Origin of the sequence: Hydrogenophaga sp. R2 (genome assembly GCF_049843595.1) — a bacterium.
In the GTDB taxonomy this organism is placed as follows: Bacteria; Pseudomonadota; Gammaproteobacteria; order Burkholderiales; family Burkholderiaceae_C; genus Hydrogenophaga.
Genome location: NZ_JBBHZN010000003.1, coordinates 175,228 through 198,859, shown reverse-complemented (window position 1 = coordinate 198,859; position 23,632 = coordinate 175,228). Strand labels below are relative to the sequence as shown.

23 protein-coding genes are annotated in these 23,632 nt (G+C 69.8%); 11 read left to right on the top strand and 12 right to left on the bottom strand.

What is annotated here, in order from left to right:
* Window positions 1–99: 99 nt before the first annotated feature.
* A complete protein-coding gene (gene katG, locus WD026_RS12270; RefSeq protein ID WP_425723943.1) occupies window positions 100–2,310 on the top strand; it encodes a catalase/peroxidase HPI in 2,211 nt (736 codons plus the stop codon).
* On the opposite strand, the gene WD026_RS12265 is transcribed toward katG, so the two are convergent.
* Window positions 2,279–3,094, bottom strand: a complete 816-nt coding sequence (locus tag WD026_RS12265; protein ID WP_425723942.1) for an AraC family transcriptional regulator — start codon at window positions 3,092–3,094, stop codon at window positions 2,279–2,281. The two genes, katG and WD026_RS12265, sit on opposite strands and share 32 nt — an antisense overlap.
* A 55-nt stretch (window positions 3,095–3,149) precedes the next feature.
* Between WD026_RS12265 and WD026_RS12260 the strand changes: the two genes are divergently transcribed.
* Window positions 3,150–4,109: a DMT family transporter gene (locus WD026_RS12260; RefSeq protein ID WP_425723941.1), complete on the top strand. Its 960-nt coding sequence runs from the start codon at window positions 3,150–3,152 to the stop codon at window positions 4,107–4,109.
* Here WD026_RS12260 and WD026_RS12255 read toward each other — a convergent pair.
* Window positions 4,045–5,301 (bottom strand): MFS transporter, encoded by a 1,257-nt coding sequence (locus tag WD026_RS12255; protein ID WP_425723940.1) that lies wholly within the window; start codon window positions 5,299–5,301, stop codon window positions 4,045–4,047. The two genes, WD026_RS12260 and WD026_RS12255, sit on opposite strands and share 65 nt — an antisense overlap.
* 142 nt (window positions 5,302–5,443) lie before the next feature.
* Here WD026_RS12255 and ybaL point away from each other — a divergent pair, with 142 nt between their 5' ends.
* Together ybaL and WD026_RS12245 are read left to right on the top strand one after the other, a co-directional pair.
* Window positions 5,444–7,150, top strand: a complete 1,707-nt coding sequence (ybaL, locus tag WD026_RS12250; RefSeq protein ID WP_425723939.1) for a YbaL family putative K(+) efflux transporter — start codon at window positions 5,444–5,446, stop codon at window positions 7,148–7,150.
* Complete coding sequence (locus WD026_RS12245; RefSeq protein WP_425723938.1) at window positions 7,143–8,363, top strand: MFS transporter; 1,221 nt, start codon at window positions 7,143–7,145, stop codon at window positions 8,361–8,363. Before ybaL ends, WD026_RS12245 begins: the two co-directional genes overlap by 8 nt.
* Here the strand turns inward: WD026_RS12245 and WD026_RS12240 are convergent.
* The 4 genes from WD026_RS12240 to WD026_RS12225 form a co-directional block, all read right to left on the bottom strand.
* Window positions 8,356–9,684, bottom strand: coding sequence for a TRAP transporter large permease (locus tag WD026_RS12240; RefSeq protein WP_425723937.1), 1,329 nt, complete (start codon window positions 9,682–9,684; stop codon window positions 8,356–8,358). The genes WD026_RS12245 and WD026_RS12240 overlap by 8 nt on opposite strands.
* Window positions 9,681–10,238, bottom strand: a complete 558-nt coding sequence (locus WD026_RS12235) for a TRAP transporter small permease subunit (RefSeq protein WP_425723936.1) — start codon at window positions 10,236–10,238, stop codon at window positions 9,681–9,683. Before WD026_RS12235 ends, WD026_RS12240 begins: the two co-directional genes overlap by 4 nt.
* A 97-nt stretch (window positions 10,239–10,335) precedes the next feature.
* On the bottom strand, window positions 10,336–11,406 hold the full coding sequence (locus WD026_RS12230) for a C4-dicarboxylate TRAP transporter substrate-binding protein (protein WP_425723935.1): 1,071 nt from the start codon (window positions 11,404–11,406) through the stop codon (window positions 10,336–10,338).
* A gap of 83 nt (window positions 11,407–11,489) precedes the next feature.
* Window positions 11,490–12,233 carry a TetR/AcrR family transcriptional regulator gene (locus WD026_RS12225; protein WP_425723934.1) on the bottom strand — a complete coding sequence of 248 codons (744 nt, stop codon included), beginning with the start codon at window positions 12,231–12,233 and terminating at the stop codon, window positions 11,490–11,492.
* Window positions 12,234–12,318: 85 nt separating this feature from the next.
* Between WD026_RS12225 and WD026_RS12220 the strand changes: the two genes are divergently transcribed.
* From WD026_RS12220 to WD026_RS12190, 7 genes are read left to right on the top strand one after another with little or no spacing between them, the layout of a single operon-like run.
* Complete coding sequence (locus tag WD026_RS12220) at window positions 12,319–13,047, top strand: CoxG family protein (protein WP_425723933.1); 729 nt, start codon at window positions 12,319–12,321, stop codon at window positions 13,045–13,047.
* A 10-nt stretch (window positions 13,048–13,057) separates the two neighbouring features.
* Window positions 13,058–13,912, top strand: coding sequence for an FAD binding domain-containing protein (locus tag WD026_RS12215; RefSeq protein WP_425723932.1), 855 nt, complete (start codon window positions 13,058–13,060; stop codon window positions 13,910–13,912).
* Window positions 13,913–13,930: 18 nt separating this feature from the next.
* Window positions 13,931–14,428 carry a (2Fe-2S)-binding protein gene (locus WD026_RS12210; RefSeq protein ID WP_425723931.1) on the top strand — a complete coding sequence of 166 codons (498 nt, stop codon included), beginning with the start codon at window positions 13,931–13,933 and terminating at the stop codon, window positions 14,426–14,428.
* Window positions 14,425–16,842, top strand: a complete 2,418-nt coding sequence (locus tag WD026_RS12205) for a xanthine dehydrogenase family protein molybdopterin-binding subunit (protein WP_425723930.1) — start codon at window positions 14,425–14,427, stop codon at window positions 16,840–16,842. Before WD026_RS12210 ends, WD026_RS12205 begins: the two co-directional genes overlap by 4 nt.
* A 30-nt stretch (window positions 16,843–16,872) precedes the next feature.
* Complete coding sequence (locus WD026_RS12200; protein WP_425723929.1) at window positions 16,873–18,102, top strand: hypothetical protein; 1,230 nt, start codon at window positions 16,873–16,875, stop codon at window positions 18,100–18,102.
* A gap of 43 nt (window positions 18,103–18,145) precedes the next feature.
* On the top strand, window positions 18,146–18,781 hold the full coding sequence (locus tag WD026_RS12195) for a 3'-5' exonuclease (protein WP_425723928.1): 636 nt from the start codon (window positions 18,146–18,148) through the stop codon (window positions 18,779–18,781).
* A gap of 41 nt (window positions 18,782–18,822) precedes the next feature.
* On the top strand, window positions 18,823–19,911 hold the full coding sequence (locus WD026_RS12190) for a 3-deoxy-7-phosphoheptulonate synthase (RefSeq protein ID WP_425723927.1): 1,089 nt from the start codon (window positions 18,823–18,825) through the stop codon (window positions 19,909–19,911).
* On the opposite strand, the gene infA is transcribed toward WD026_RS12190, so the two are convergent.
* The 6 genes from infA to WD026_RS12160 all read right to left on the bottom strand — a co-directional run bounded on the left by infA (window position 19,912) and on the right by WD026_RS12160 (window position 23,549).
* On the bottom strand, window positions 19,912–20,166 hold the full coding sequence (gene infA, locus WD026_RS12185) for a translation initiation factor IF-1 (RefSeq protein ID WP_086121792.1): 255 nt from the start codon (window positions 20,164–20,166) through the stop codon (window positions 19,912–19,914).
* A 27-nt stretch (window positions 20,167–20,193) separates the two neighbouring features.
* Window positions 20,194–20,460: a hypothetical protein gene (locus WD026_RS12180; RefSeq protein WP_425723926.1), complete on the bottom strand. Its 267-nt coding sequence runs from the start codon at window positions 20,458–20,460 to the stop codon at window positions 20,194–20,196.
* A 332-nt stretch (window positions 20,461–20,792) separates the two neighbouring features.
* Window positions 20,793–21,053, bottom strand: a complete 261-nt coding sequence (minE, locus tag WD026_RS12175; RefSeq protein WP_425723925.1) for a cell division topological specificity factor MinE — start codon at window positions 21,051–21,053, stop codon at window positions 20,793–20,795.
* Between the two features lie 3 nt (window positions 21,054–21,056).
* Window positions 21,057–21,872: a septum site-determining protein MinD gene (gene minD / locus WD026_RS12170; RefSeq protein ID WP_425723924.1), complete on the bottom strand. Its 816-nt coding sequence runs from the start codon at window positions 21,870–21,872 to the stop codon at window positions 21,057–21,059.
* A gap of 34 nt (window positions 21,873–21,906) precedes the next feature.
* Window positions 21,907–22,683: a septum site-determining protein MinC gene (gene minC / locus WD026_RS12165; protein ID WP_425723923.1), complete on the bottom strand. Its 777-nt coding sequence runs from the start codon at window positions 22,681–22,683 to the stop codon at window positions 21,907–21,909.
* 302 nt (window positions 22,684–22,985) lie between these two features.
* The gene (locus tag WD026_RS12160; protein ID WP_425723922.1) at window positions 22,986–23,549 is read right to left on the bottom strand and encodes a Spy/CpxP family protein refolding chaperone; all 564 of its coding nucleotides are present in this window, start codon (window positions 23,547–23,549) and stop codon (window positions 22,986–22,988) included.
* Between the last annotated feature and the right edge of the window lie 83 nt (window positions 23,550–23,632).

The window sequence follows — 23,632 nt, the reverse complement described above, 5'->3', positions numbered from 1 at the left end:
TGACCGCCATAGGCAATTTGTCATTGCCCCGCCAAAACCACCGACCTAGACTGCCCCTTCGCCTCACCGGGCGATTCCCACCAACGACAAGGAGCCACGATGACAACCGAAACCAAATGCCCCTTCTCCGGCGCCGCCATCCCGGCCGCCGCCACCGGCCAGGCCCGCACCAACACCGACTGGTGGCCCAACCAGCTGCGCCTGGGCATCCTGCACCAGCACAGCCCGGCCTCCAACCCCATGGGCGAGGACTTCGATTACGCCAAGGCCTTCAAGGAGCTCGACCTGGACGCCGTGGTCGCCGACCTCAAGGCGCTGATGACCGACTCCCAGGACTGGTGGCCGGCCGACTGGGGCCACTACGGCGGCCTCATGATCCGCATGGCCTGGCACGCCGCCGGCACCTACCGCATCTCCGACGGCCGCGGCGGCGCCGGCACCGGCAACCAGCGCTTCGCCCCGCTCAACAGCTGGCCCGACAACGGCAACCTGGACAAGGCCCGCCGCCTGCTGTGGCCGATCAAGCAGAAGTACGGCAACCACCTCTCGTGGGCCGACCTGTTCATCCTGGCCGGCAACGTGGCCCTGGAATCCATGGGCTTCAAGACCTTCGGCTTCGCCGGCGGCCGCGAGGACATCTGGGCGCCCGAGGAAGACATCTACTGGGGCCCCGAGTCCAAGTGGCTGGCCAGCAGCAAGGAACCCAACAGCCGCTACTCCGGCGAGCGCATGCTCGACGACCCGCTGGGCGCGGTGCAGATGGGCCTGATCTATGTGAACCCGCAGGGCCCGGACGGCGTGCCCGACCCGGTGGCCTCGGGCCGCGACGTGCGCGAGACCTTTGCCCGCATGGCCATGAACGACGAGGAAACCGTGGCGCTGGTCGCCGGCGGCCACACCTTCGGCAAGGCGCACGGCGCCGGCCCGGAAAGCCACGTCGGCCCGGAGCCCGAGGGCGCGCCCATCGAGGAGCAGGGCTTCGGCTGGAAGAACAGCTTCGGCACCGGCAAGGGCGTGCACACCATCACCAGCGGCATCGAAGGCGCCTGGAAGCCCAACCCCACCACCTGGGACAACGGCTACTTCGACATGCTGTTCGGCTACGAGTGGGAACTCACCAAGAGCCCGGCCGGCGCCCACCAGTGGACGCCCAAGAACTGCAAGCCCGAGCACCTGATCCCGGACGCGCACGACCCGAGCAAGAAGCACCCGCCGATGATGACCACGGCCGACCTGTCGCTGCGCTTCGACCCGGCCTACGAAAAGATCTCGCGCCGCTTCCACCAGAACCCGGCCGAGTTCGCCGACGCCTTTGCCCGCGCCTGGTTCAAGCTGACCCACCGCGACATGGGCCCGCGCGCCCGGTACCTGGGCAAGCTGGTGCCCAAGGAAGTGCTGATCTGGCAGGACCCGGTGCCGCCGGTGGACCACCCCCTGGTCGATGACAAGGACGTGGCTGCGCTCAAGGCACAGGTGCTGGCCTCCGGCCTCTCGGTGCAGCAGCTGGTGTCGGTGGCCTGGGCCTCGGCCTCCACCTTCCGGGGCAGCGACAAGCGCGGCGGCGCCAACGGTGCCCGCATCCGCCTGGCCCCGCAGAAGGACTGGGAAGCCAACCAGCCGGCCGAGCTGGCCACGGTGCTGGCCAAGCTGGAGACCATCCGCACCGCCTTCAACGGCGCACAGCCGGGCAGCAAGAAGATCTCGCTGGCCGACCTGATCGTGCTGGCCGGCAGCGCGGCGGTGGAAGCCGCCGCCAAGGCAGCCGGCGTGAACGTCACCGTGCCCTTCGCCCCGGGCCGCACCGATGCCTCGCAAGAGCAGACCGATGTCGAGTCCTTCGCCGTGCTGGAGCCGGTGGCCGACGGTTTCCGCAACTACATCAAGCGTGGCCTGGAAGACTCGGTGGCCGAGCGCCTGATCGACAAGGCGCAGCTGCTGCGCCTGAGCGCTCCGGAGATGACGGCCCTGGTCGGCGGCATGCGCGCCCTGGGCATCACCGCCGCCGGCACCCGCCACGGCGTGTTCACCGACCGCCCGGGCGTGCTGTCGAACGACTTCTTCGTCAACCTGCTCGACATGCGCACCCAGTGGAAGAAGACCGCTGCGGCCGGCGTGCTCGAAGGCCGTGACCGCAAGACCGGCGAAGTGCGCTTCACCGGCACCGTGGTCGACCTGGTGTTCGGCTCGAACTCGCAGCTGCGCGCCCTGGCCGAGGTCTATGCCCAGAGCGACAACCGCGAGAAGTTCGTGCGCGACTTCGTGGCCGCCTGGGTCAAGGTCATGAACAACGACCGCTTCGATCTCGCCTGAAGGCGTCCGGCGTGCTCCCGGTGAGCCGCCGGAACATGGCGATGAAGGCCGAGGTGGAGGCATAGCCCAGGTCCTGGGCCGTGGCCTCCACCGTCTGGCCCCCCTCCAGCAACGGCAGCGCCCGCGACACCCGCAGGCGCTGCCGCCATTCGTTCAGGCCCATGCCCAGCCGGGCCTGGAACCGCCGGGCCAGCGTGCGCTCGGTGGTGTGCACCGTGTGCGCCCAGTCGGCCGCGCTGCGGTTGTCCGCCGGGTCGGCCTGCAGGGCCAGCAGCACCGGCGTGAGCAGCGGGTCGTCGGTGCCGGGCAGCCAGCTCGGCAGCACCGTGGCCTGCGCCAGTTCGTCCACCACCACCCGCAGCAACCGCTCCTGCGCCGGCGTGTAGGGCAGCACCGGGGCATCGCTCTGCAGGCGTTCCAGCACGCTGCGCAGCAGCGGGCTCACGCTCACCGCGCAGGCCTGCTCCGGCAGCGGCGGCATGAGCTCGGGCGCGATGTAGACCGATGCGTGGTGCGAGGCCTGGCGGTTCATGCCCCGGTGGCCCACGCCGGGCGGCAGCCACAGCCCGGCCTGCGGCGGGACCATGCACACCGTGCCGGTGAGCTCCACCTCCATCACGCCGCTGAAGGAATACACCAGCTCGCCCCAGCGGTGGCTGTGGCGCGGGTAGGTGGCGTCCGGCGGCAGGTCGGCCACGCGGAAATGCACCGGGCAGGGCAGGGCTTCGGTGAAGTCGGGGCTGCTGACCTGCAGCGGGGCGGAACGTTGACGGGCGGGCGGCATGGGCTTGTCGGATTCTCGTTAGGTGCCGCGCATCCGTCAAAGCCAGAATCGGCGCATGGACACCCGACTACCTCTGGACGCCCGCGCCACCGGCTTCATGCTCCTGCTCTGCCTGCTGTGGAGCGCGCAGCAGATCGTGCTCAAGGCCACGGCGGAGGACTTCTCGCCGGTGCTGCAGATCGCGGTGCGCTCCGGCATCGCGGCCGCCCTGGTGGGCCTGCTCATGGCCTGGCGCGGCGAGCGGCTGGATGTGTCCAGCGGCGTCTGGCAGCCGGGGGCGGCCGCCGGTGCGCTGTTCGCCTTCGAGTACCTGCTGGTGGGCGAGGGGCTGCGGCACACCTCGGCCGCGCACATGATCGTCTTCCTCTACACCGCGCCGGTGTTCGCCGCGCTGGGCCTGCACTGGAAGCTGCCGTCGGAGCGGCTGGCGCCGCTGCAGTGGGCGGGCATTGCGCTGGCCTTTGCCGGCATCACGCTGGCCTTTCTGGGGCGCGATGCCTCGGTGCCGGGCGACTGGCGCCGCATGCTCTGGGGCGACGCGCTGGGCCTGCTGGCCGGCATGGCCTGGGGTGCGACCACGGTGGTGATCCGCACCACCCGGGTGGCCACGCTGCCGGCCACGCAGACGCTGCTGTATCAGCTGCTGGGCGCCTTCGTGCTGCTGCTGCCGGCCGCCCTGCTCATGGGCCACACCACCTTCCGGCCGACCACCGCCGTGTGGGCCGGCCTGGCCTTCCAGGCGGTGGTGGTGAGCTTTGCCAGTTTCCTGCTGTGGTTCTGGCTGCTGCGGCACTACCTGGCGTCGCGCCTGGGTGTGTTTTCGTTTCTCACACCTGTGTTTGGCGTGCTGCTGGGCGCCTGGCTGCTGGCCGAGCCGATCGAGCCGGGCTTCCTGCTGGGGGCGCTGCTGGTGCTGGCCGGCGTGGTGCTGGTCAGCGGGCACGGCTGGATCACGTCGTTGCTGCCTGTGCGCGGCGCCAGCGGCGGTACAGCCAGAACGCGATCGAGAGGTTGAGCAGGTTCCAGCCGATGCCGTTGATGAAGGCGGCGCGGTAGCTGCCGGTGAGGTCGAACACGAACCCCGAGAGCCAGCCGCCCAACGCCATGCCCACCAGCGTGGCCATGATGACCGCGCCGACCCGGGCACCGGCCTCCTGCGGGTCGAAGTGCTCGCGCACGATGATGGCGTAAGCCGGCACGATGCCGCCCTGGAACAGGCCGAACAGCGCCGAGATCACGTACAGCGGCACCAGCCCGTCGAACGGCAGGAACAGCAGCAGCGCCACGCCCTGCAGCGCCGAGCCCAGCAGCAGGGTGCGGATGCCGCCGATGCGGTCGCAGATGACCCCCGAGACCAGCCGGCTGACGATGCCGCAGGCCAGCATGAGCGAGAGCATCTCGGCGCCGCGCGCCGCCCCGAAACCCAGGTCGGTGCAATAGGCCACGATGTGCACCTGCGGCATGGACATGGCCACGCAGCAGGCCACGCCGGCCACGCACAGCAGCTGCTGGGCCCGGGCCGGCGACAGGCCGAAGGGCCGTTGCCGGGTGTCGGTCGTCACCACGCCGGCCACGCCACTGACCGGCGCCGGGGCGGCCAGCGGCGGGCGCTGGCGCATCAGGAACGACAGCAGGAACATGCCCACGCCGCAGAACACGCCCATGAGGATGTAGGTCTGGCGCCAGCCCACGGTGTCGATGCCGTGCTGCACGATGGGCGGCCACAAGGCGCCCGCGATGTAGTTGCCGCTGGCGCAGATGGCCACCGCAATGCCGCGGCGCCGGTTCCACCACAGGGCCGTGTCGGCCAGCAGCGGGGCAAAGGTGGACGAGCTGCCCAGCAGCCCGAGCAGCAGGCCATGCGCCAGGCCGAAGCTCCAGATGCTGCCCGACAGACCGGCCCACACGAAGCCGCCCACCACCGCCACCGAGCCCACCCACAGCACCGGCATCAGCCCGTGGCGGTCGGCCAGGCGGCCGGTGAAGATGCCGCCGATGCCCAGGCAGACCATCATCAGCGTGTAGGGCAGCGAGGCGTCGGCCCGACCCACGCCGAACTCGGCCTGCACCGCCGGCAGCACCACCGACACCACGTACATGGCGCTGTTGCCCAGCGTCACCAGGCCCAGCGTGATGAGCAGGCGCCAGGCGGCCTGGCGGGAATCGATGGCCGAGGGATCGGCGCGCAGGGAAGCCACAGCGTTCATGGCCACACGCTATCGCAGCGCCTTGCCCGGCCCTGTCGCGCGGGTTCCCGCCGGCGGGCGGCGGCGGCGGCCGCAGCCATGCCAAACTCGCAGGGTCGCCGACGCGGCATCCACCCACCGCCACCCGCCCCCGACCGCCGCCATGGAACACAACATCTCGCTCATCACCACCATCGCCGCCGGCCTGGGGCTGGCCCTGGTGCTGGGCGTGATCGCCTCGCGGCTGAAGCTGCCGGCCCTGGTGGGCTACCTGCTGGCCGGCGTGGTGATCGGCCCCTTCACCCCGGGCTTCGTGGCCGACGCCGGCCTGGCCGCGCAGCTGGCCGAGATCGGCGTGATGCTGCTCATGTTCGGCGTGGGCCTGCACTTCTCCCTGGACGACCTGCTGGCGGTGCGCAAGATCGCGGTGCCGGGCGCGGTGGTGCAGATGCTGGTGGCCACGCTCATGGGCGTGGGCCTGGCCACCTGGTGGGGCTGGGACATCGGGCAGGCGGTGGTGTTCGGCATCTCGCTGTCGGTGGCCAGCACGGTGGTGCTGCTGCGCGCCCTGGAGAGCCTGGGCATCCTGGATTCGTACACCGGCCGCATCGCGGTGGGCTGGCTGGTGGTGGAAGACCTGGCCATGGTGCTAGTGCTGGTGCTGCTGCCCCCGCTGGCTGGCTACCTGGGTGGCAGCCAGCCGGCGGTCGACGGCGTGCCGGTGTGGCAGACCCTGGGCAAGACGCTGCTGCAGGTGGCGGCCTTCGTGGCGCTGATGCTGGTGGTGGGTCGCCGTCTGTTCCCCTGGCTGCTGTGGCAGGTGGCGCGCACCGGTTCGCGCGAGCTGTTCACCCTGTGCGTGGTGGCCGCCGCCGTGGGCATTGCCTTCGGTTCGGCCGCCCTGTTCGGCGTGTCGTTTGCACTCGGCGCCTTCTTTGCCGGCATGGTGCTGCGCGAGTCCGAGTTCAGCCACCGCGCGGCCGAAGAGTCGCTGCCGCTGCGCGACGCCTTTGCGGTGCTGTTCTTCGTGTCGGTGGGCATGCTGTTCAACCCGGCCGTGCTGCTGGAGCAGCCGCTGCGGGTGCTGGGCGTGGTGCTGATCATCCTGGTGGGCAAGTCGCTGGCGGCAGCGCTGCTGGTGCTGGCCATGCGTTACCCGCTCAACACTGCGCTCACCGTGTCGGCCAGCCTGGCCCAGATCGGCGAGTTCTCGTTCATCCTGGTCGGCCTGGGGGCCTCGCTGGGGCTGATGGACGAGGCCGGGCGCAGCCTGGTGCTGGCCGGCGCGCTGATCTCGATTGCGCTGAACCCGCTGCTGTTCCGGGCGATTGCGCCGCTGCAGGATTTCCTGCGCCGCAAATCGGCCTATGTGCGCCAGCTCGAGGCGCGCGACGACCCCCTGGCCGAACTGCCCATGACCACCGAGCAGCGCTTTCTGGCGCAGCAGGTGGTGCTGGTGGGCTATGGCCGGGTGGGCCGGCGGATCGCGCAGGCGCTGCAGGACGCCGGCCAGCCCTTCGTGGTGGCCGAACAGAACCGCGAGCTGGTGGAACGCCTGCGCAGCCGGGGCATGGCCGCGGTGTACGGCGACGCCGCCGAGCCGGCGGTGCTGATCCAGGCCCACATCGCGCACGCCCGCATGCTGGTGGTGGCCACGCCGGACGCGCTGGCCGCCCAGCCCATGATCGAGACCGCGCGCACGCTCAACCCCGACATCGAGGTGATCGTGCGCTCCCACAACGAAGAAGAGGCCGCGCAGCTGCGGGCCGCCGGGGCCGGCACCGTGTTCCTGGGCGAGGCCGAGCTGGCCCGCGCCATGACGCAGCATGTGCTGACCCCGCCGGGCAGCCGCGGCACCCAGCATGCCTGAGACCGCACCCCAAACCACCGCCACCGTCACCCCCGCAGCACCCGACACCGCCCGCACCCTGCCCCTGCTGCTGCTGGCCGCCCTGGCCAGCATGGCGGCCCAGCGCATCTGCGATGCCATGCTGCCCGAGCTCTCGCGCGAGTTCGGCGTGGGACTGGCCGAGGCCGCACAGACGGTGTCGGTCTTTGCCCTGGCCTACGGTCTGGCACAGCTGGGTTATGGCCCGCTGGGCGACCGCTTCGGCAAGCTGCGGGTGCTGGTGGGCGCAGCCCTGCTGTGCGCGGCGGGCAGCCTCGCCGCCGTGTGGGCCGGGGGGCTGGACGCGCTGCTGGTCACGCGCCTGGTGGTGGGGCTGGGGGCCGCTGGCCTGATCCCGCTCGGCCTGGCCTGGGTCGGTGACCATGTGCCCTACCAGCAGCGCGCCGTGGCGCTGGCGCGCATCGGCCTGGGCATCACGCTGGGCATCCTGGTGGGCCAGGTGGCGGGTGGCCTGTTCACCGACGGGCCGGGCTGGCGCTGGGGCTTCGGTGCCATGGCGCTGCTGTTTGCCGGCGTGGGGCTGTGGCTGGCGGCCGAGGTGCGGCGGCAGCGCCGGGCCGGGGTGGTGGTGGTGGCCGCAACGGCGCCGGCCGGCGGGCTGTGGCGGCTGTGGGGCGAGATCGTCACCGGGCGCTGGTCCCGGGTGGTGCTGGCGGTGGCGCTGGTGAACGGCTTCATCGGTTTCGGCGTGCCCGCCATCTGGGCGGCCCACCTGCACCAGGTGCAGGGGCTGAGCCTGTCGGCCGCCGGTGCGGTGGCGGCCTGCTACGGCCTGGGCGGATCGGCCTACATGCTGCTGGCCGGGCCGCTGTCGGCCCGGCTCGATGAAACCCGGCTGGCCTGGACCGGCGGTGCGCTGGTGGCCGGCGGTTATGCGCTGCTGGGCCTGCTGCCCGGCACGCTGGTATCGCCGCTGGCCGCTGCGCTGGCGGGTTTCGGCTTCTTCATGTTCCACAACACGCTGCAGCTCAATGCCACGCAGATGACGCCGCATGCGCGCGGCACGGCGGTGTCGCTGTTTGCGTGTGCCCTGTTCGTGGGCAATGCGGCCGGCGCCGCCAGCGCCGCCGCCCTGGCCCCGTGGCTGGGGTCGGGCGTGGTGCTGGCCGGCGCCGGTGCGGTGTTCGGCGCGCTCGGCGCCTTTTTTGGCTGGGCGGTGCGCGCCCTCAGATGAGGGCCAGCGACATCCAGGGGAACACGGCCACCAGGAACAGCACGAAGAGCATCACGCCCACGAACGGCAGGGCGCCGGCGAAGATGCTTTCCACCGAGACCTTGGGATCGTTGAGCGTGGATTTGACGGTGAACACCGAGATGCCGAAGGGCGGGGTGAGCAGACCGATCTCCACCGCCAGCACGGTGAGCACGCCGAACTGGATCAGGTTGAAGCCCAGGTCGGCGGCAATGGGCACGGCCACCGGGGTCATGATCAGCAGGATGGAGCTGCTGTCCAGGATCATGCCCAGCAGCAGCAGGATCAGGATGTAGACCATCAGGAAGCCCCAGGGACCGAAGCCGCTGTCCTGCACCAGGTCGCTGATGGCCACCGGCACGCCGGCCACCGACAGCATGCGGCTGTAGAAGCCGGCCGCCACCAGCAGGATCAGGATGCCCACCGACACCGCGCCGGTCTCGGTCAGCACGCGCCACAGGTTGCCGCCGCCCAGCTTGCGCCGCAGGATGGCGATCACGAAGGCACCGAACGCCCCCACGCCGCCGGCCTCGGTGGGCGTGAAGAAGCCGCTGTACAGGCCACCCAGCACCAGCGCCACCAGGGCCGCGATCGGCACCAGCTTGCCCAGCATCTCGCCGGTGGTGAGCAGGCGAGCGGCGCTGCGCTCGGCCGCGATCTCGGCCTGGCGCTTGAGGTCGAACACCGCACCCGGCGCGAAGCGGGCCATCAGCATGATCATCACGGCGAACGCGATGGCCAGGAAGAAGCCCGGAATGACGCCGGCGATGAACAGGGTGCCGATGGACTGCTCGGCCAGCACGCCGTAGATGATCATCAGCAGGCTGGGCGGGATCATCATGCCCAGCACCGAGCTGCCGGCCACCGTGCCGGCGGCAAAGCTGGTGCGGTAGCCGTGGCGCACCATCTCGGGCACGGCCACGCGGGTGAAGACGGCGGCGGAAGCGATGGACACGCCGGTCACGGCGGCAAACACGGTGTTGGCGGCCACCGTGGCCACACCCAGGCCGCCGCGGATGCGGCGCAGCAGGGTTTCGGCCACGTCGAAGGTGTCCTTGCCCACGTTCGCCACCGACACCAGCAGGCCCATGAGCACGAAAAGCGGGATGGTGGCAAAGATGTAGTCGGCCACGCCGTTGTAGGCCGACAGGTACAGCAGGCGCATGGCCATGTCGATGTCTTCGCGCATCAGCCAGATGCCGGCAAAACCGACCGCCGTGAGCGCCACGGCGATGTGCAGGCCGATCAGCACGAGGAAGACCAGGGCTCCGATCAGGAGCCCGCCGAGGGCGAGTTCGCTCATGCCTGAGCTCCCTGGATGGACGGGTTGCGCAGCAGCGAGGGGATGCAGGCCAGGTAGGCCACGGCGGCCACCGCCGAGCCCAGCACGATCAGGGCACGGAACGGCCAGGTGACCACGGTGAACACGCCCTGCACGCCCAGGTATTCCTTGGTCTGGTAGGCCTCGACCAGTTCGGGCCAGGCAATCAGGGCCAGGGCCGCGAACAGCAGCGCGCCCACGACCACATTGAAGACGTCCAGCGCCTTGACGGCGGCACTGGAGCGGCGGGCAATGAACTGCAGCAGGAAGTCGCTGCGGGTCATGCGGCCGGAGCAGATGGCGGCAGCCAGCTGCAGGAAGACGATGGAGGCCACCGAGCGGGCGGCGAATTCGGCCACGCCGGTGATGGGCGCGTCGAAGAAGTTGCGGCCCAGCACGTCCGCCACCACCAGCAGCATCATGGCAAAGATCCAGACAGTGCCGATGGCGGCCAGCACGTTGGCCACGCCTTGCAGGGGATTGGTGAGGCCGGCGACCGCAGGGGTTTCGCTGGCGAAATCAGGTTCGTTGTGCACGGGTCACCCGGTGGTGTGGGGTCAAAAAAACCGCCGCCGGCGCGCGGGCCGGTCGGCGGGGGGGGGTCCCTGAAAATCGTTGTGATGGGTCGGTGGATCAGCGGTTCTGGGCTTCCCAGTCGCGCAGCGGCTTCACGCCACGGGCACGCAGCTCGTCGAAGTAGGCCTTGAGCACCTGCTTGCCGGCATCGCCGGTGGTCTGCAGCCAGGGGGCCACGATGTTGGGCAGGCTGTTGACCCACTTGGTCTTCTCGGCGGCGGGCAGGTCGGTGATCTGCAGGCCGGCGGCCTTCATGGTCTCGAGCGCGGCGTTGGCGGTCTTGGTGACGTGCTGGCCGTGGGCCTTGGAGGTGGCCTTGCCGGCCTGGACCATGGCGTCCTGCACTTCCTTGGGCAGCTTGTCGAAGAACTTCTTGTTCACCGCCACGCTGCCGAAGTACATGGCGCCGATGTCGATGCGGGTCAGGTGCTTGGCCACTTCGTACACGCGGGCCGGGCCGATGCCGCTGGCGAACGACAGTGCGCCCTGGGTCACGCCGGTCTGGATATTGGTGTAGTAGGTGGTGAGGGCTCCGTCCACCGGGGTGGCGCCGGTGTCACGCAGCCAGTTGGCCGAGGTGCCCGGGGCGTTGATGCGCTTGTTCTTGAGCGCATCCATGTTGGTCACGGGGAAGTTGGCGTAGATGTCGTAGCTGTCGGTGATCAGCGAGGACAGCGGCACCATGTTCTGGGCGGCCCAGCTGTCGCGCAGGGCCGGCACGGTGGCGTTGAGCTTGTCGAAGATCTCGATCAGCTGCTCGTGGTTGGTGGTGGCGAACGGGGTGAAGTAGGTCACGTTCTGCAGCGGCATGGCGGAGTTCTCCCACACGGTGCCGACCATGCCCACGTCCACGATGCCGTCGCGCACGGCGGCGCGGGTGTCGGTGAACTTGTAGAGCGTGCCGCCGTAGTTCTCGCGCCAGCGCACCTCGAACTTGCCGCCGCCTTCCTTGAGGATGCGGTCGACCTCGGGCTGGAAGGTCTCCTTCATGGCGTAGGCCCAGATGTTGGTCGTGGGGTGGCTGGAGCCGATGTTGACCGTGACGCGCTGCTGCGCGAAGGCCGAACCGGCTGCGACCGTGGCCCCGAGCGCGACCAGGCTGGCCATGGCGAATTTCGTGAATTTCATGTTGTCTCCTCGGTGGATGTCGTGGCTGGTGGGTTCAGCCGGGTTGGCATGACGCCGGTGTCCCTGCACCGGCCTTTTCGAACTCATCGTCGGCGGGCGGCGGCCTTTCGGGCTGGCGCCGGCTTGACCGCATCGGTGGCAAACAGCTCGCGGCTGGCCAGCAGGTAGGCACGCACCCGGTCGCGCACCAGGGCTTCGTCGTAGCCCTCGTGCTGGGCCTCGCTGTAGACGTCCTGCGCATAAATCCAGCGGCGCATGGTGATGTAGAAGAAGCCGCCGTGCAGTCCCATGAGCAGCTCCATCTCGCGCTCGCTCGGCCGGGCCCGGCTGACCAGGCCGCGAAAGCGGCGGGTCTCGCGGATCAGGCGCGGGAACAGGCGCACGCGCAGCATGGCAAAGAAACGGTCGGTGATGGTGTGGTCGGTCAGGCCCGAGAACACCAGGATGCGCACGAACTCCTTGGACAGCGTGATGTTGACGTACTCGGCATAGAAGGCGGTGAGCTTGTCTTCCACGCTGATGCCGGGGTTGTCCAGCAGGTCGTCCCATTCGGCGCGCCAGCGGCCCTCGAACACCTCCAGGTACACCCGGTCCACCAGCGCCTGCTTGGTGGGGAAGTAGTGGTAGAGCAGGGCATGGGTCACGCCGATGCTGCGCGCCAGATCGCGCAGCTGGCCGTCGAAGCCGTGCTCGGCAAAGAAGGCGATGGCGCCGTCCAGGATCTGGCGTTCGCGCTCGGCCACGCCCATGCGCCGGCGCGCCGGAGCGGCCTCCGGGGGCAGGGACTCGGCTTCCGCGACCGGCTCAGGGTTTGTCTGGATGCGCACGCTATTTACCGACGGGTCAATGATTCGTACCATTGTTAACCGCCTGGTAAACAAAAACACCCGTGAAAACCCGAGGATCGACAACATGGAATTGACAGGAGACATCCTGATCGCCGCACCGCGTGAAAAGGTGTGGGCAGGACTCAACGACCCCGAGGTGCTGGTGCGCTGCATCCCGGGCTGCGAGGCCATGGAGGCCACCAGCCCGACCGAGCGCACGGCACGTGTGGCCGTGAAGGTGGGTCCGGTGCGGGCGCGCTTCGTGGGTCACATCCGCATGGCCGATGTGCGCGAGAACGAAGGCTGCACCCTGAACTTCGAAGGTTCGGGTGGCGCGGCCGGCATGGCCAAGGGGCACAGCAATGTGTCGCTGACCGACGAGGCCGGCGGCACGCGTCTGAGCTACACCACCCAGGCCTCGGTGGGCGGCAAGCTCGGCCAGGTGGGCGGCCGCATGATCGACGCCGCCGCCAAGCAGATGGCCGACCAGTTCTTCACCGCCTTCAACGGCATCGTGGCTGCGCCGGCAGAAGCGGCAGCTCCCGAGGCGCCGGCCGCTGCGGTGCCGGCACCGGCCGAGGCTGCGCCCGACGCACCCGCCACGGCAGCCACACCCGCCCCGGCACCGGTTGCCGCATCGGTGACCGCTGCGCCCGCGCCAACCCCCGCGCCTGCCTTCACCCCCACCGTGGCCACCCGCCCCGCCGCCCCGGCACCCGCCCCCGCGCCGGAGAGCCTGCGCGTGCTGTGGTTCGCCCTGGGTGCCCTGTCCACCGGCTTCGGCGTGTGGATCGCTTCCCTGTTGACCTCCTGAGGACCGCACCATGAAAGCCGCTGCCTTCGATTACGTCAAACCCCGGTCCCTGGACCAGGTGCTGTCCCTGCTGCAGGAACACGGCGACGACGCCCGCCTGCTGGCCGGTGGCCAGACCCTCATGGCCACGCTCAACATGCGCCTGTCCGAGCCGCGCCTGGTGATCGACATCACCGGCATCGAGGCCCTGCGGGGCATCCGCGTGCAGGGCAACGTGCTGCGCATCGGCGCGCTGGCCACCCACACCGAGATCGAGCACAGCCCGCTGGTGGCCCAGCACGCCCCGCTGCTGAAAGCCGCCGCGCCGCACATCGCCCACCGCGCCATCCGCAACAGCGGCACCTGGGGCGGGTCGATCGCCTATGCCGACCCGGCGGCCGAATGGCCGACCTGCCTGCTGGCGCTGGGCGGCACCGTGATCGCACAAGGCCCGAACGGCGAACGCCGCATCGCGGCCGACGGCTTCTTCCAGGGCCTGTACGCCACCGCGCTGGAGCCCGACGAGGTGCTGGTGGCCAGCGAGATCCCGCTGGCCGGCGCCGACCACTGGTTTGCCTTCCAGGAACTGGCGCGCCGCCACGGCGACTACGCCATCGTGGGCATGGCCGCCACCGCCAGCCGCCAGGGTGGCGTGCTGCGCAAGGTGCGCGTGGTGCTGCTGGGAGTGGACGCCACGCCGCTGCGCGCCGCCGCGGCCGAGTCGGTGCTGGAAGGCCAGGCACCGGATGCCGGGCGCATCGCGCAGGCGGTGCAGGCCCTGCGGGACTCCATCGACCCGCTGCCCGACCTGACCAACAGCCCCGAGACCAAGCGCCACCTCGCCGGTGTGCTGCTGCAGCGCCTGTTCACCGGCGCCACCGCCTGAGACCACAAGGACCCGACCATGGCAGACCTCCACACCATCCACGTCACCGTCAACGGTGAACGCCGCCAGTGCAGCGTGCAGCCCCGCACCCACCTGGTGGACTTCCTGCGCGAAGACCTCGGCCTCAAGGGCAGCCACCTGGGCTGCGAGCACGGCGTCTGCGGCGCCTGCACCGTCGAGCTCAACGGCCACATCGTGCGCGGCTGCCTCACCCTGGCGGTGCAGGCCGACGGCGGCGAGGTGCAGACCATCGAAGGTGCGAGCCGCAGCGGCGTCATCCGCGACCTGCAGCAGGCCTTCGTGCGCCGCAACGCGCTGCAGTGCGGCTTCTGCACCTCGGGCATGCTGATGGCGGCCAAGGAGCTGGTCGAGACCCAGCCCCACGCCACCCGCGCCGAGGTGCGTGAATTCATTTCCGGCAACTACTGCCGCTGCACCGGCTACCACGCCATCGTGGACGCCATCTGCGAAGTACTGGAGCAACGGCTGCAACAACGCCAGGAGGCCAAGGCATGAAACGCGACATCCTGAACCTGGAGCCGGGCGTCGAGCAGCCCCGTCCGCTGACCCCGGTGACCGAAGACCCGCGCTACATCGGCGCGACCGTGCCGCGCGGCGGCATCGAGCGCCTGACCCAGGGCCTGGGTCAGTACATCGACGACATCGAACTGCCCCGCATGGCCCATGTGGCCTTCTGGCGCAGCCCGGTGGCGCACATGCGCATCAAAAAAATCCATGCCGACGCTGCGCGCGCCATGCCCGGCGTGCTGATGGTGGCCGACGGCCACGACCTGGCCAAGGTCTGCAAGCCCTGGGTGGCCGTGCTGGGCCACCTGGCCGGCATGAAGTCGGCGCCGCAGTACCCGCTGGCGGTGGACCGTGCCTGCTGGCAGGGCGAGCCGGTGGTGGCCGTGGTGGCCGAGACCCGCGCCCAGGCCGAGGACGCGCTGGCCCTGATCACGGTGGACTGGGACGAACTGCCCGCCGCCACTGAGATGTCGACCGCGCTCGACCCGTCCACACCCCTGATCCACCCCGAGCTGGGCGACAACCTGTGCTTCACCCGCAGCCTGGACGTGGGCGAGGTGGACCGCGTGTTCGCTGAGGCCGACGCCGTGGCCGAGATCGACTTCGAATTTGGCCGCCACACCGGCGTGACGCTGGAGCCGCGCGCCCAGATCGCGCACTGGAACCCGGCCGAGCAGCGCCTGACGGTCTACCACTCGTTCCAGGCCCCGCACATGATGCAGGACCTCTATGGCCGCCAGTTCGATCTGCCGGCCAGCGCCATCCGCGTGATCTGCAAGGACGTGGGCGGCTCCTTCGGCATCAAGGTGCACGCCTACCCGGACGACTTCGCCACCGTGGCCCTGTCCATCCTGCTGGGCCGCCCGGTGAAGTTCGTGGCCGACCGGCTGGAGAGCTTCACCAGCGACATCCACGCCCGCCACCACGAGGTCAAGGCCCGGATTGCCGTCAACAAGACCGGCGAGATCCTGGGCTTCGACATGGTCGACCTCACCGGCATCGGCCCGTATTCGATGTTCCCGCGCACCAGCGCCATCGAAGGCAACCAGGTGGTCAACCTGGTGGGCGGCCCGTACAAGCACAAGCACTACCGGGCCAAGCTCAATGTGGTGTTCCAGAACAAGACGCCGACCTGCCAGTACCGTGGCGTGGGCCACCCGATCGCCTGCGCCGTGACCGAGGCGCTGGTGGATCTGGCGGCACAGAAGATCGGCATGGACCCGCTGCAGATCCGTGAGCTCAACGTGATCCCGGACGACGCCTACCCCACGGCCGGCGCCTCGGGCATCAAGCTGGAGATCCTGTCGCACCAGGCCAGCCTGAAGAAGCTGCGCGAGCTCATGAACTACGACGCGCTGCGCGCCGAGCAGGCCGCGCTGCGCAAGCAGGGCATCTACCGCGGCATCGGCTTTGCCACCGTGATCGAGCTCACCAACCCCAGCGCCGCGTTCTACGGCGTGGGCGGTGCGCGCATCGCCTCGCAGGACGGCGCCACCGCGCGCCTGGACCCCGAAGGCGACGTGACCGTGCTGGTGGGCGTGGGCGAGCAGGGCCAGGGCACCGAGGGCATCTACCGCCAGATCGCGGCCGACGCGGTGGGCGTGGACATCCACAAGGTCAAGATCGTCACCGGCGACACCGACACCACGCCGTACGGCGGCGGCACCTGGGCCTCGCGCGGTGCCGGTGTGGGCGGCGAAGCCGTGCTGCTGGCCGGCCAGGCCCTACGCGAGAACATCATCAAGGTGGCGGCCGTCATTCTCAAGCGCGAGGGCAGCACCCTGGCCGTGCGGCGCGGCCGCATCGTGGACGCGTCCACCGGCGAAGAACTGCTGCCGCTGGCCGAGCTGGGGCGCATCGCCTACTTCCGCTCCGACACGCTGCCGGCCGACTTCACGCCCGAGCTGATGGTCACCCGCCACTACGCCCAGCGCGACTACCCCTTCATCTTCACCAACGGCGTGCAGGCCTCGTATGTCGAGGTCGACCCCGACACCGGCTTCGTGAAGCTGCTCAAGCACTGGGCGGTGGAGGACTGCGGCCGCGTGCTCAACCCCATGCTGGTGGACGAGCAGATGCGCGGCGCCATCGTGCAGGGCATCGGCGGTGCGCTGTTCGAGGAATGCCTCTATGACGACCAGGGCCTGATGGTCAACGCCAGCATGGCCGACTACTTGGTGCCCATGTCGGGCGAGATGCCCGACATCGAGGTGGCCCACGTGCAGACGCCCACCGCCAGCTCGAAGCTGGGCGCCAAGGGCGCGGGGGAAGCCGGTACGGCCGGTGCGCCGGCGGCGGTGATGAACGCCATCAACGACGCCATCGCACCCTTCGACGCGCACGTGTTCTCGCAGCCCGTCACGCCGCAGAAGGTGCTGCGCGCGCTGGGCAAGGTGAGCTGAGTCCGGCCGGGGCTGGCACACTGCAGCCCCATGCCGCGACCGCCCCGCATCGACGTGGTGCGGCTGTGGACCCAGCGCCACGCCCACCACAACCTGCACCTGGCCGAGGACGGCCAGGGCAGGCTCTGGTTGCGCCTGCGCGACCTGCGGCACTGGATGCCCGGCCTGCCGTCCGACGCCGAGATGCTGCGCCGACTGCCCACGCAACTGGCGCTGGCCGACGCCAGCCACGAGCCCTACATCGACACTGATGCGCTGGAGCCGCTGACCCGCAAGGCCCGCAACCCGGGCACGCTCAAACTCATGGCCTGGCTGCAGGCCAACGTGCTGCACCCGGCTCGGCGCCGTCACGCATCGGCCCCGCTGCCGGGGCGTCCGGTGCTGCCGCCGTGGTGGGCGTCCGGCCTCGACCCGCGCTGGTGGTTCATTGCCCAGGGCCGGTGGTCGCCCTGGCGCACGGCACTCACCGGCGCAGTGATCGGCCTGGCCGGACTGCTGGCCTCGCGGCTGCTCGCCCTGCAGACCTGGGCCGTGGATGGCACCTACAGCTTGTGGCTGTGGCTGGCCGCCCTCACCGGCCTGTGGTGCACCGTGTGGTGCGGCGCCTGGGTCACCGGCAGCATCCGCAGCGCCAGTCGGCACGCCGATGACGCCGACGGCCGCACCGCCTGGACACCCCTGCTGCTGGGCCTGGGCGGCGCACCGGTGCTGGCGCTGGCGGCCTTGCTGGGCCTGGGCGGACTGCTGCAGGCCTGGTGGTCCACCACGGTGCGCGGCGAGGGTGCCGCCGTGGTCGTGCCTCTGTCCGACGCCGATGGCCAGGTGCGTGGGCTGCGCATCAGCGGCGTCCTGGGCATGGGCAGCACCCAGGCGCTGCGCGCTGCGCTCGACGCACACCCCCAGGTTCAGCGGCTGGAGATCCACAGCCCCGGCGGACTGGTGACCGAAGGCCACGGCATGGCGCAACTGGCGCTGCAGCACGCCCTCAACACCGAAGCCCGCGTGGCCTGCGAAGCCGCCTGCACCTTGGTGTTCGTGGCCGGCGAAAAGCGTCTGATCGCGCGCGAGGCGGGGCTGGGCTTTGGTGGCCTGCTGCCGTCGCTGGCGCCGGTGGTGGCCGACTTCTACCGCCAGCGCGGTGTGCCGGAAGACTTTGTGCAGCAGGCCCTGGGCCGGCGCAGCTGGCAACCCGTCGCCACCTCGGCCGAATCGGCGGTCGCGTCCGGGCTGGCAGCGCCGGCACCGCCGGCCACGCCCTGAACCGGACGACGGCCGGCGCGCCGGCATCGGTTACAACCGCCGGATGTCTGCATCCCTGATCGGCGTCATCGACTTCGAGACCACCGGCATCTCCAGCGCCGGTGGCGACCGGGCCACCGAGGTGGCCATCGTGCTCACCGAGCGCGGCCGCGTGGTCGACCGTTTCCAGAGCCTCATGAACGCCGGCGTGCCGGTCAACAGCTTCGTGAGCCAGCTCACCGGCATCACCAATGCCATGGTGCGCGCCGCGCCGCCGGCGGCCGAGGTGATGCGCGAGGCCGCCCGTTTCGTGGGCACGGCCCCGCTGGTGGCCCACAACGCCGGCTTCGACCAGCGCTTCTGGCGCAGCGAGCTGGCCCACGCCGGCGTGGCCGCACCGCACCCGTTTGCCTGCACCGTGCTGCTGTCGCGCCGGCTCTACCCGGATGCCCCGGCCCACAAGCTGGGCGTGCTGGCCGACTGGCTGGGCCTGCCGCGCAACGGCCGCGCCCACCGGGCCCTGGCCGACGCCGAGGTCACGGCCGAGCTGCTGGCCCGGCTGCGCCACGACCTGATGCACCGCCACCACCTGCCCGAGCCCGACCACGCCCTGCTGCAGACCCTGCAACGCTGTCAGAAAGCCCAGCTGCCGCGTGTGCTGCAATCGCTGGCACAGCGGACCACACCCGCAGCGGCCTGATGCCGCGCCGTTCCACCATCCCACGCCCCCCGATCCCTGCCATGTCTGCTTCTGCGCTCGCCACCGCCGGCACCCACGACACCACCCGCATCGACGACCTGCGCATCCGCGCGGTGCGCCCCCTGATCATCCCGGCCCTGCTGGAAGAGAGCCTGCCCGCCACCGACGCGGTGCAGGCCACGGTGGAGGCGAGCCGGCGGGCCATTGCCGATGTGCTGCACGGCCGCGACGACCGCCTGATCGTGGTGGTGGGGCCGTGCTCCATCCACGACCATGACCAGGCCATGGAGTACGCGCGGCGGCTGCGGGCCGAGGTGCCGCGCCTGCAGGACGCGCTGATCCCGGTGATGCGGGTGTACTTCGAGAAGCCGCGCACCACCGTGGGCTGGAAGGGCTACATCAACGACCCGCACCTGGACGGCAGCTTCGCCATCAACGAAGGCCTGCGCATGGCGCGCCAGCTGCTGCTGGACGTGGTGTCCCTGGGCCTGCCGGCGGGCACCGAGTTCCTGGATCTGCTGAGCCCGCAGTTCACCAGCGATCTGGTGAGCTGGGCGGCCATCGGTGCGCGCACCACCGAAAGCCAGAGCCACCGCCAGCTGGCCAGCGGCCTGAGCTGCCCGGTGGGTTTCAAGAACGGGACTGACGGCGGGGTGAAGGTGGCGGCCGATGCGCTGCTGGCCGCGCGGGCCGAACACGCCTTCATGGGCATGACCAAGATGGGGCAGGCCGCCATCTTCGAGACCCGCGGCAACCAGGACACCCATGTCATCCTGCGCGGCGGGTCAAGGCCCAACTACAGCGCGGCCGACGTGGACGCGGCCTGCGCGCTGCTGCGCAGCAGCGGGCTGCGCGAGCAGGTGATGATCGATGTGTCGCACGCCAACAGCAGCAAGCAGCATGCGCGGCAGGTGCTGGTGGCCGGCGAGGTGGCGGACCAGATTGCGGCGGGCGACGCCCGCATCACCGGCCTCATGATCGAGAGCCACCTGAACGAGGGCCGGCAGGACATCGTGCCCGGTCAGCCCCTGCGGCATGGCGTGAGCGTGACCGATGCCTGCATCGCCTGGGAGCAGACGGTGCCGGTGCTGGAGCGGCTGGCGCAGGCCGTGCGCCAGCGCCGGGGCTGATCAGCGGGGCTTGCGCGGCGCCATCGGGGCGCGGCCCTCGATGTGGCGGAAATTGATGCGGCCCTTGGTCAGGTCGTAGGGCGAGAGTTCGAGGGACACACGGTCACCCGCCAGGATGCGGATGTGGTTCTTCTTCATCTTGCCGGCGGAATAGGCAATCAGCTGGTGGCCGTTGTCCAGGGTCACGCGGAAACGGGTGTCGGGCAGCACCTCGTTGACGATGCCCATCATGTCGATCAGTTCTTCCTTGGCCATGGTGTGGCTCCTTTCGATCGTGGTTCTTCAATACGGCAGGGCCTGGCGCAGGCCGGCGGCCTGCACCCAGTCGCGGCCCTGCTCGATGGCATAGCGCTCGGCGGCATGGGGCGTCTCGAACGCGGTGTCGAACCGCACCAGACGCCCGGTGGACGCGCTGCCGCGTCCGCTGGCAATGCTCAGCAGCGCCGCAAATCGGCCGCCGGGCAGGGGGCGGGACGTGCCGGCAATCCGGTAGCGTCCCAGGGTCAGGGGCAGCACGCTCGAGGGCGCTGCCAGGGAGAAATCGTTCATTCGCAAAGGTCTTCCAGGGCGTGGTGGCCGGTCGGTGCCGGCCAGCGGGACGCGCCCGTCGGGTTCAGGTGGCAGCCCCAGAGCCGGGGTCCGACGGACCGGTGCACGACGCGTGGGTCGACCGGTCCGGCAGGTGGTGCCACGTGGCCGCGAGAAGACCGTATGGCTTGCCTTGATGGGGCACGACTGCGGGGCAGGGACCGGCGAGGTGCCGGTGCGGCCTGCGGCGCCGATGCACAGGGGCACGGGCGCGGTGGCCGAGAGTCGTCCAAGGCAAGTGGCTAATGTAACACGCCGGGCATCACCGGCGTTGATACAAGCCCGGGCGGCGCTCAGGGCCGCTCCGGCAGTTCGATCTTGACCTCCAGCACATCCAGGTTGTCCTGGCGCTCCAGCTGCACCTTGATGTCGTCCGGGTTGATCTTGATGTATTTGCCGATGACGGCCACCAGCTCCCGCTGCAGGGCGGGCAGGTAGTCGGGCTCGGCAGCGCTGCGGCCGCTGCGCTCGTGCGCCAGGATGATCTGCAGCCGCTCCTTGGCGACGCTGGCGGTCTTTTTCTTCTCGCCCAGAAGGAAGGACAGGAACGACATGCGTCATTTCCCCCCGAACAGGCGCTTGAAGAAACCGACTTTCTCGGCCTCCACGAAGCGCAGGGGCTTGTCCTGGCCCAGGAATCGATCGATCACGTCACCATAGGCCTCGGCCACGTCGGTGCCCTTGAGGTGGATCGCGGGTGTGCCCTGGTTGGAGGCGGTCAGCACGTTTTCGCTCTCCGGGATGACGCCGATGAGCTGGATGCGCAGGATGTCCTGGATGTCTTCCAGGCTGAGCATCTGCCCGTCGGCCACGCGGCCCGGGTTGTAGCGGGTGATGAGCAGGTGTTCCTTGATGGGTTCCTTGCCCTCGATGGCGCGTTGGGTCTTGCTGCCCAGCATGCCCAGGATGCGGTCGGAGTCGCGCACGCTGGAGACCTCGGGGTTGGTCACCACCAGGGCTTCGTCGGCGTAGTGCATGGCCATCAGCGCGCCGGTCTCGATGCCGGCCGGCGAATCGCACACGATGTACTCGAAGCCCATGGCAGACAGGTCATCGAGCACCTTCTTCACGCCGTCCTGGGTGAGCGCATCCTTGTCGCGGGTCTGGCTGGCGGCCAGGATGAACAGGTTGTCGCACTGCTTGTCCTTGATCAGGGCCTGGTTCAGGTTGGCCTCGCCATGGATCACATTGATCAGGTCATAGACCACGCGGCGCTCGCAGCCCATGATCAGGTCGAGGTTGCGCAGGCCCACATCGAAATCGATGACGGCGGTCTTGTGGCCGCGCAGGGCCAGGCCGGCGGCAAAGCTGGCGCTGGTCGTGGTCTTGCCCACGCCGCCTTTGCCGGAAGTGACGACAACGATCTTGGTCATGCGGAAATGTCCTCAGGGGGTCGGAAAAAAGGGGTCAGGCGGCCAGCGCTTCGATGACCAGACGGTCGCCGTCGGGGCCGGCGTCCAGCCGGATCTGGGCCGGGCGGTTGTGGATGGTGTCCGGCAGGGGCACTTCGCTGGTGCGGTAAATGCCGGCGATCGAGATGAGTTCGGGCGCCATGGTCAGGGCAAAGATGCGGGCATCGCCCATGCCGCGCGCACCGGCAATGGCCTTGCCGCGCAGCGGCGCGTACACATGGATGTGGCCGTCGGCAATGACCTCAGCCCCCGGGTTGACCATGGCCATGACCACCAGGTCGCGGCCCCGCGCATACACCTGCTGGCCCGAACGCAGCGGGCGGTCAATGACCAGGGCGCCGGGCGGTGGGAGCACCGGTTCGGGAGCGGGCGATGAGGTCGGGGCCGGTGTGGCGGTAGCGGGCACCGCAGCGGGTGCCGGCGTGCGGGGCATGACCGCATCCGGCGCGGCCACCAGGCCGGCCGCCAGGGCCTGGGCCATCTGGGCCTCGCTGCCGCCGCGCACCGCCAGGGGCTGGAGCTGGTGCCGGCGCAGGATGGGCAGCAGGGCCGCGAAATCGATGGCGGCTTCCGGTGCGGCCGCCTGCAGCGGCTGCAGGTCGATCAGGGTGTTCTCGCCCTCGAAGAACCCGGGCATGTCACCGAAACGCTGGTCCAGTTCGGCCGCGAGGTGCTCCAGGTCGGGGGATTTGAGCAGCAGGGCCACCAGGGACAGGTGGGCGCTCTTGATCTCGAACGTGGCCGGCGCTTGGCCGGCGAGGGCCAGTGACATGGAAGAAATTGAACAGTGTTGAAACCGGCAGGGCCGAAGCCGGTGATCTTAATCGCCGCCCGTGTCGGGGTTCGGCACAAAGCTGTGAATAAGTTTTCAACAAGTATCCGGTTATCCACATCATGTGGATGAGTCGGCTGGTTATCCCCAATGCACCGCGGAGCTCCGGCCGCCCTCCCCACAGGGTTGTCGGCCCGCCAAGTGCTTGTGGCCCAAGGAAAAAGGGCGCTTGTCCACACAGACCAGCGCCCTCTACTACGACTACGAATTCAAGAAATAAGACTACAGAAAGAATACAGAGATCAACTTTGCGGGCCTTTCTGATGGACTTGGTCGTGCCGATCGTGGCCATGGCGGTGTTTCATGCCGGCGCGCATGAAGCCCGGCACGGTGGCCTGGTCGAACACCTGCTGCTGCTGCGGGTTGAGCGCCTGGTAGAACGACAGGGTGGCCTCCATGCGCTGGGCATGCGCCGCCTGGCGCTGGTCCTGCCAGGCCTTCATGCGCTCGATGCGTTGCGGGGTGGTGAGCCTGGCAAAGTCGGGGCGTTCACCGCGTGAAGCCTCGGCCCGGTGATCCGGGGGTGCCATGCGCGCCACATAGGCCCGCCAGGCCGGTTCCTGTTCCGATGTGAGCTGCAGGCGGGTCTTGAGCTGCTCCAGGCGCTGCTGGTGGCGCTCGGCCATGCGGGCGTGGTGTTCGGCCTGGCGGGCCTGACGCTCGGCCGGGCTGGCCTGAACAGCGGGCGATGCGGTGGACGATGCCGGCGAAGGGGGCGCAGCGGTCTGGGCGGTGGCCATCAGGCTGCTGGTGGCCAGGACGGCCGCCAGGGCCGTGGTTCGCAGGAAGGCAGGGGTACGGGACATGGCGTTCTCCAGTGGAGTGAAGGGAACGCCAGTCTGGTCACCGGCCATGAAGCCCGCATGGCCGGCGGGTTGCGGCCGGGTAA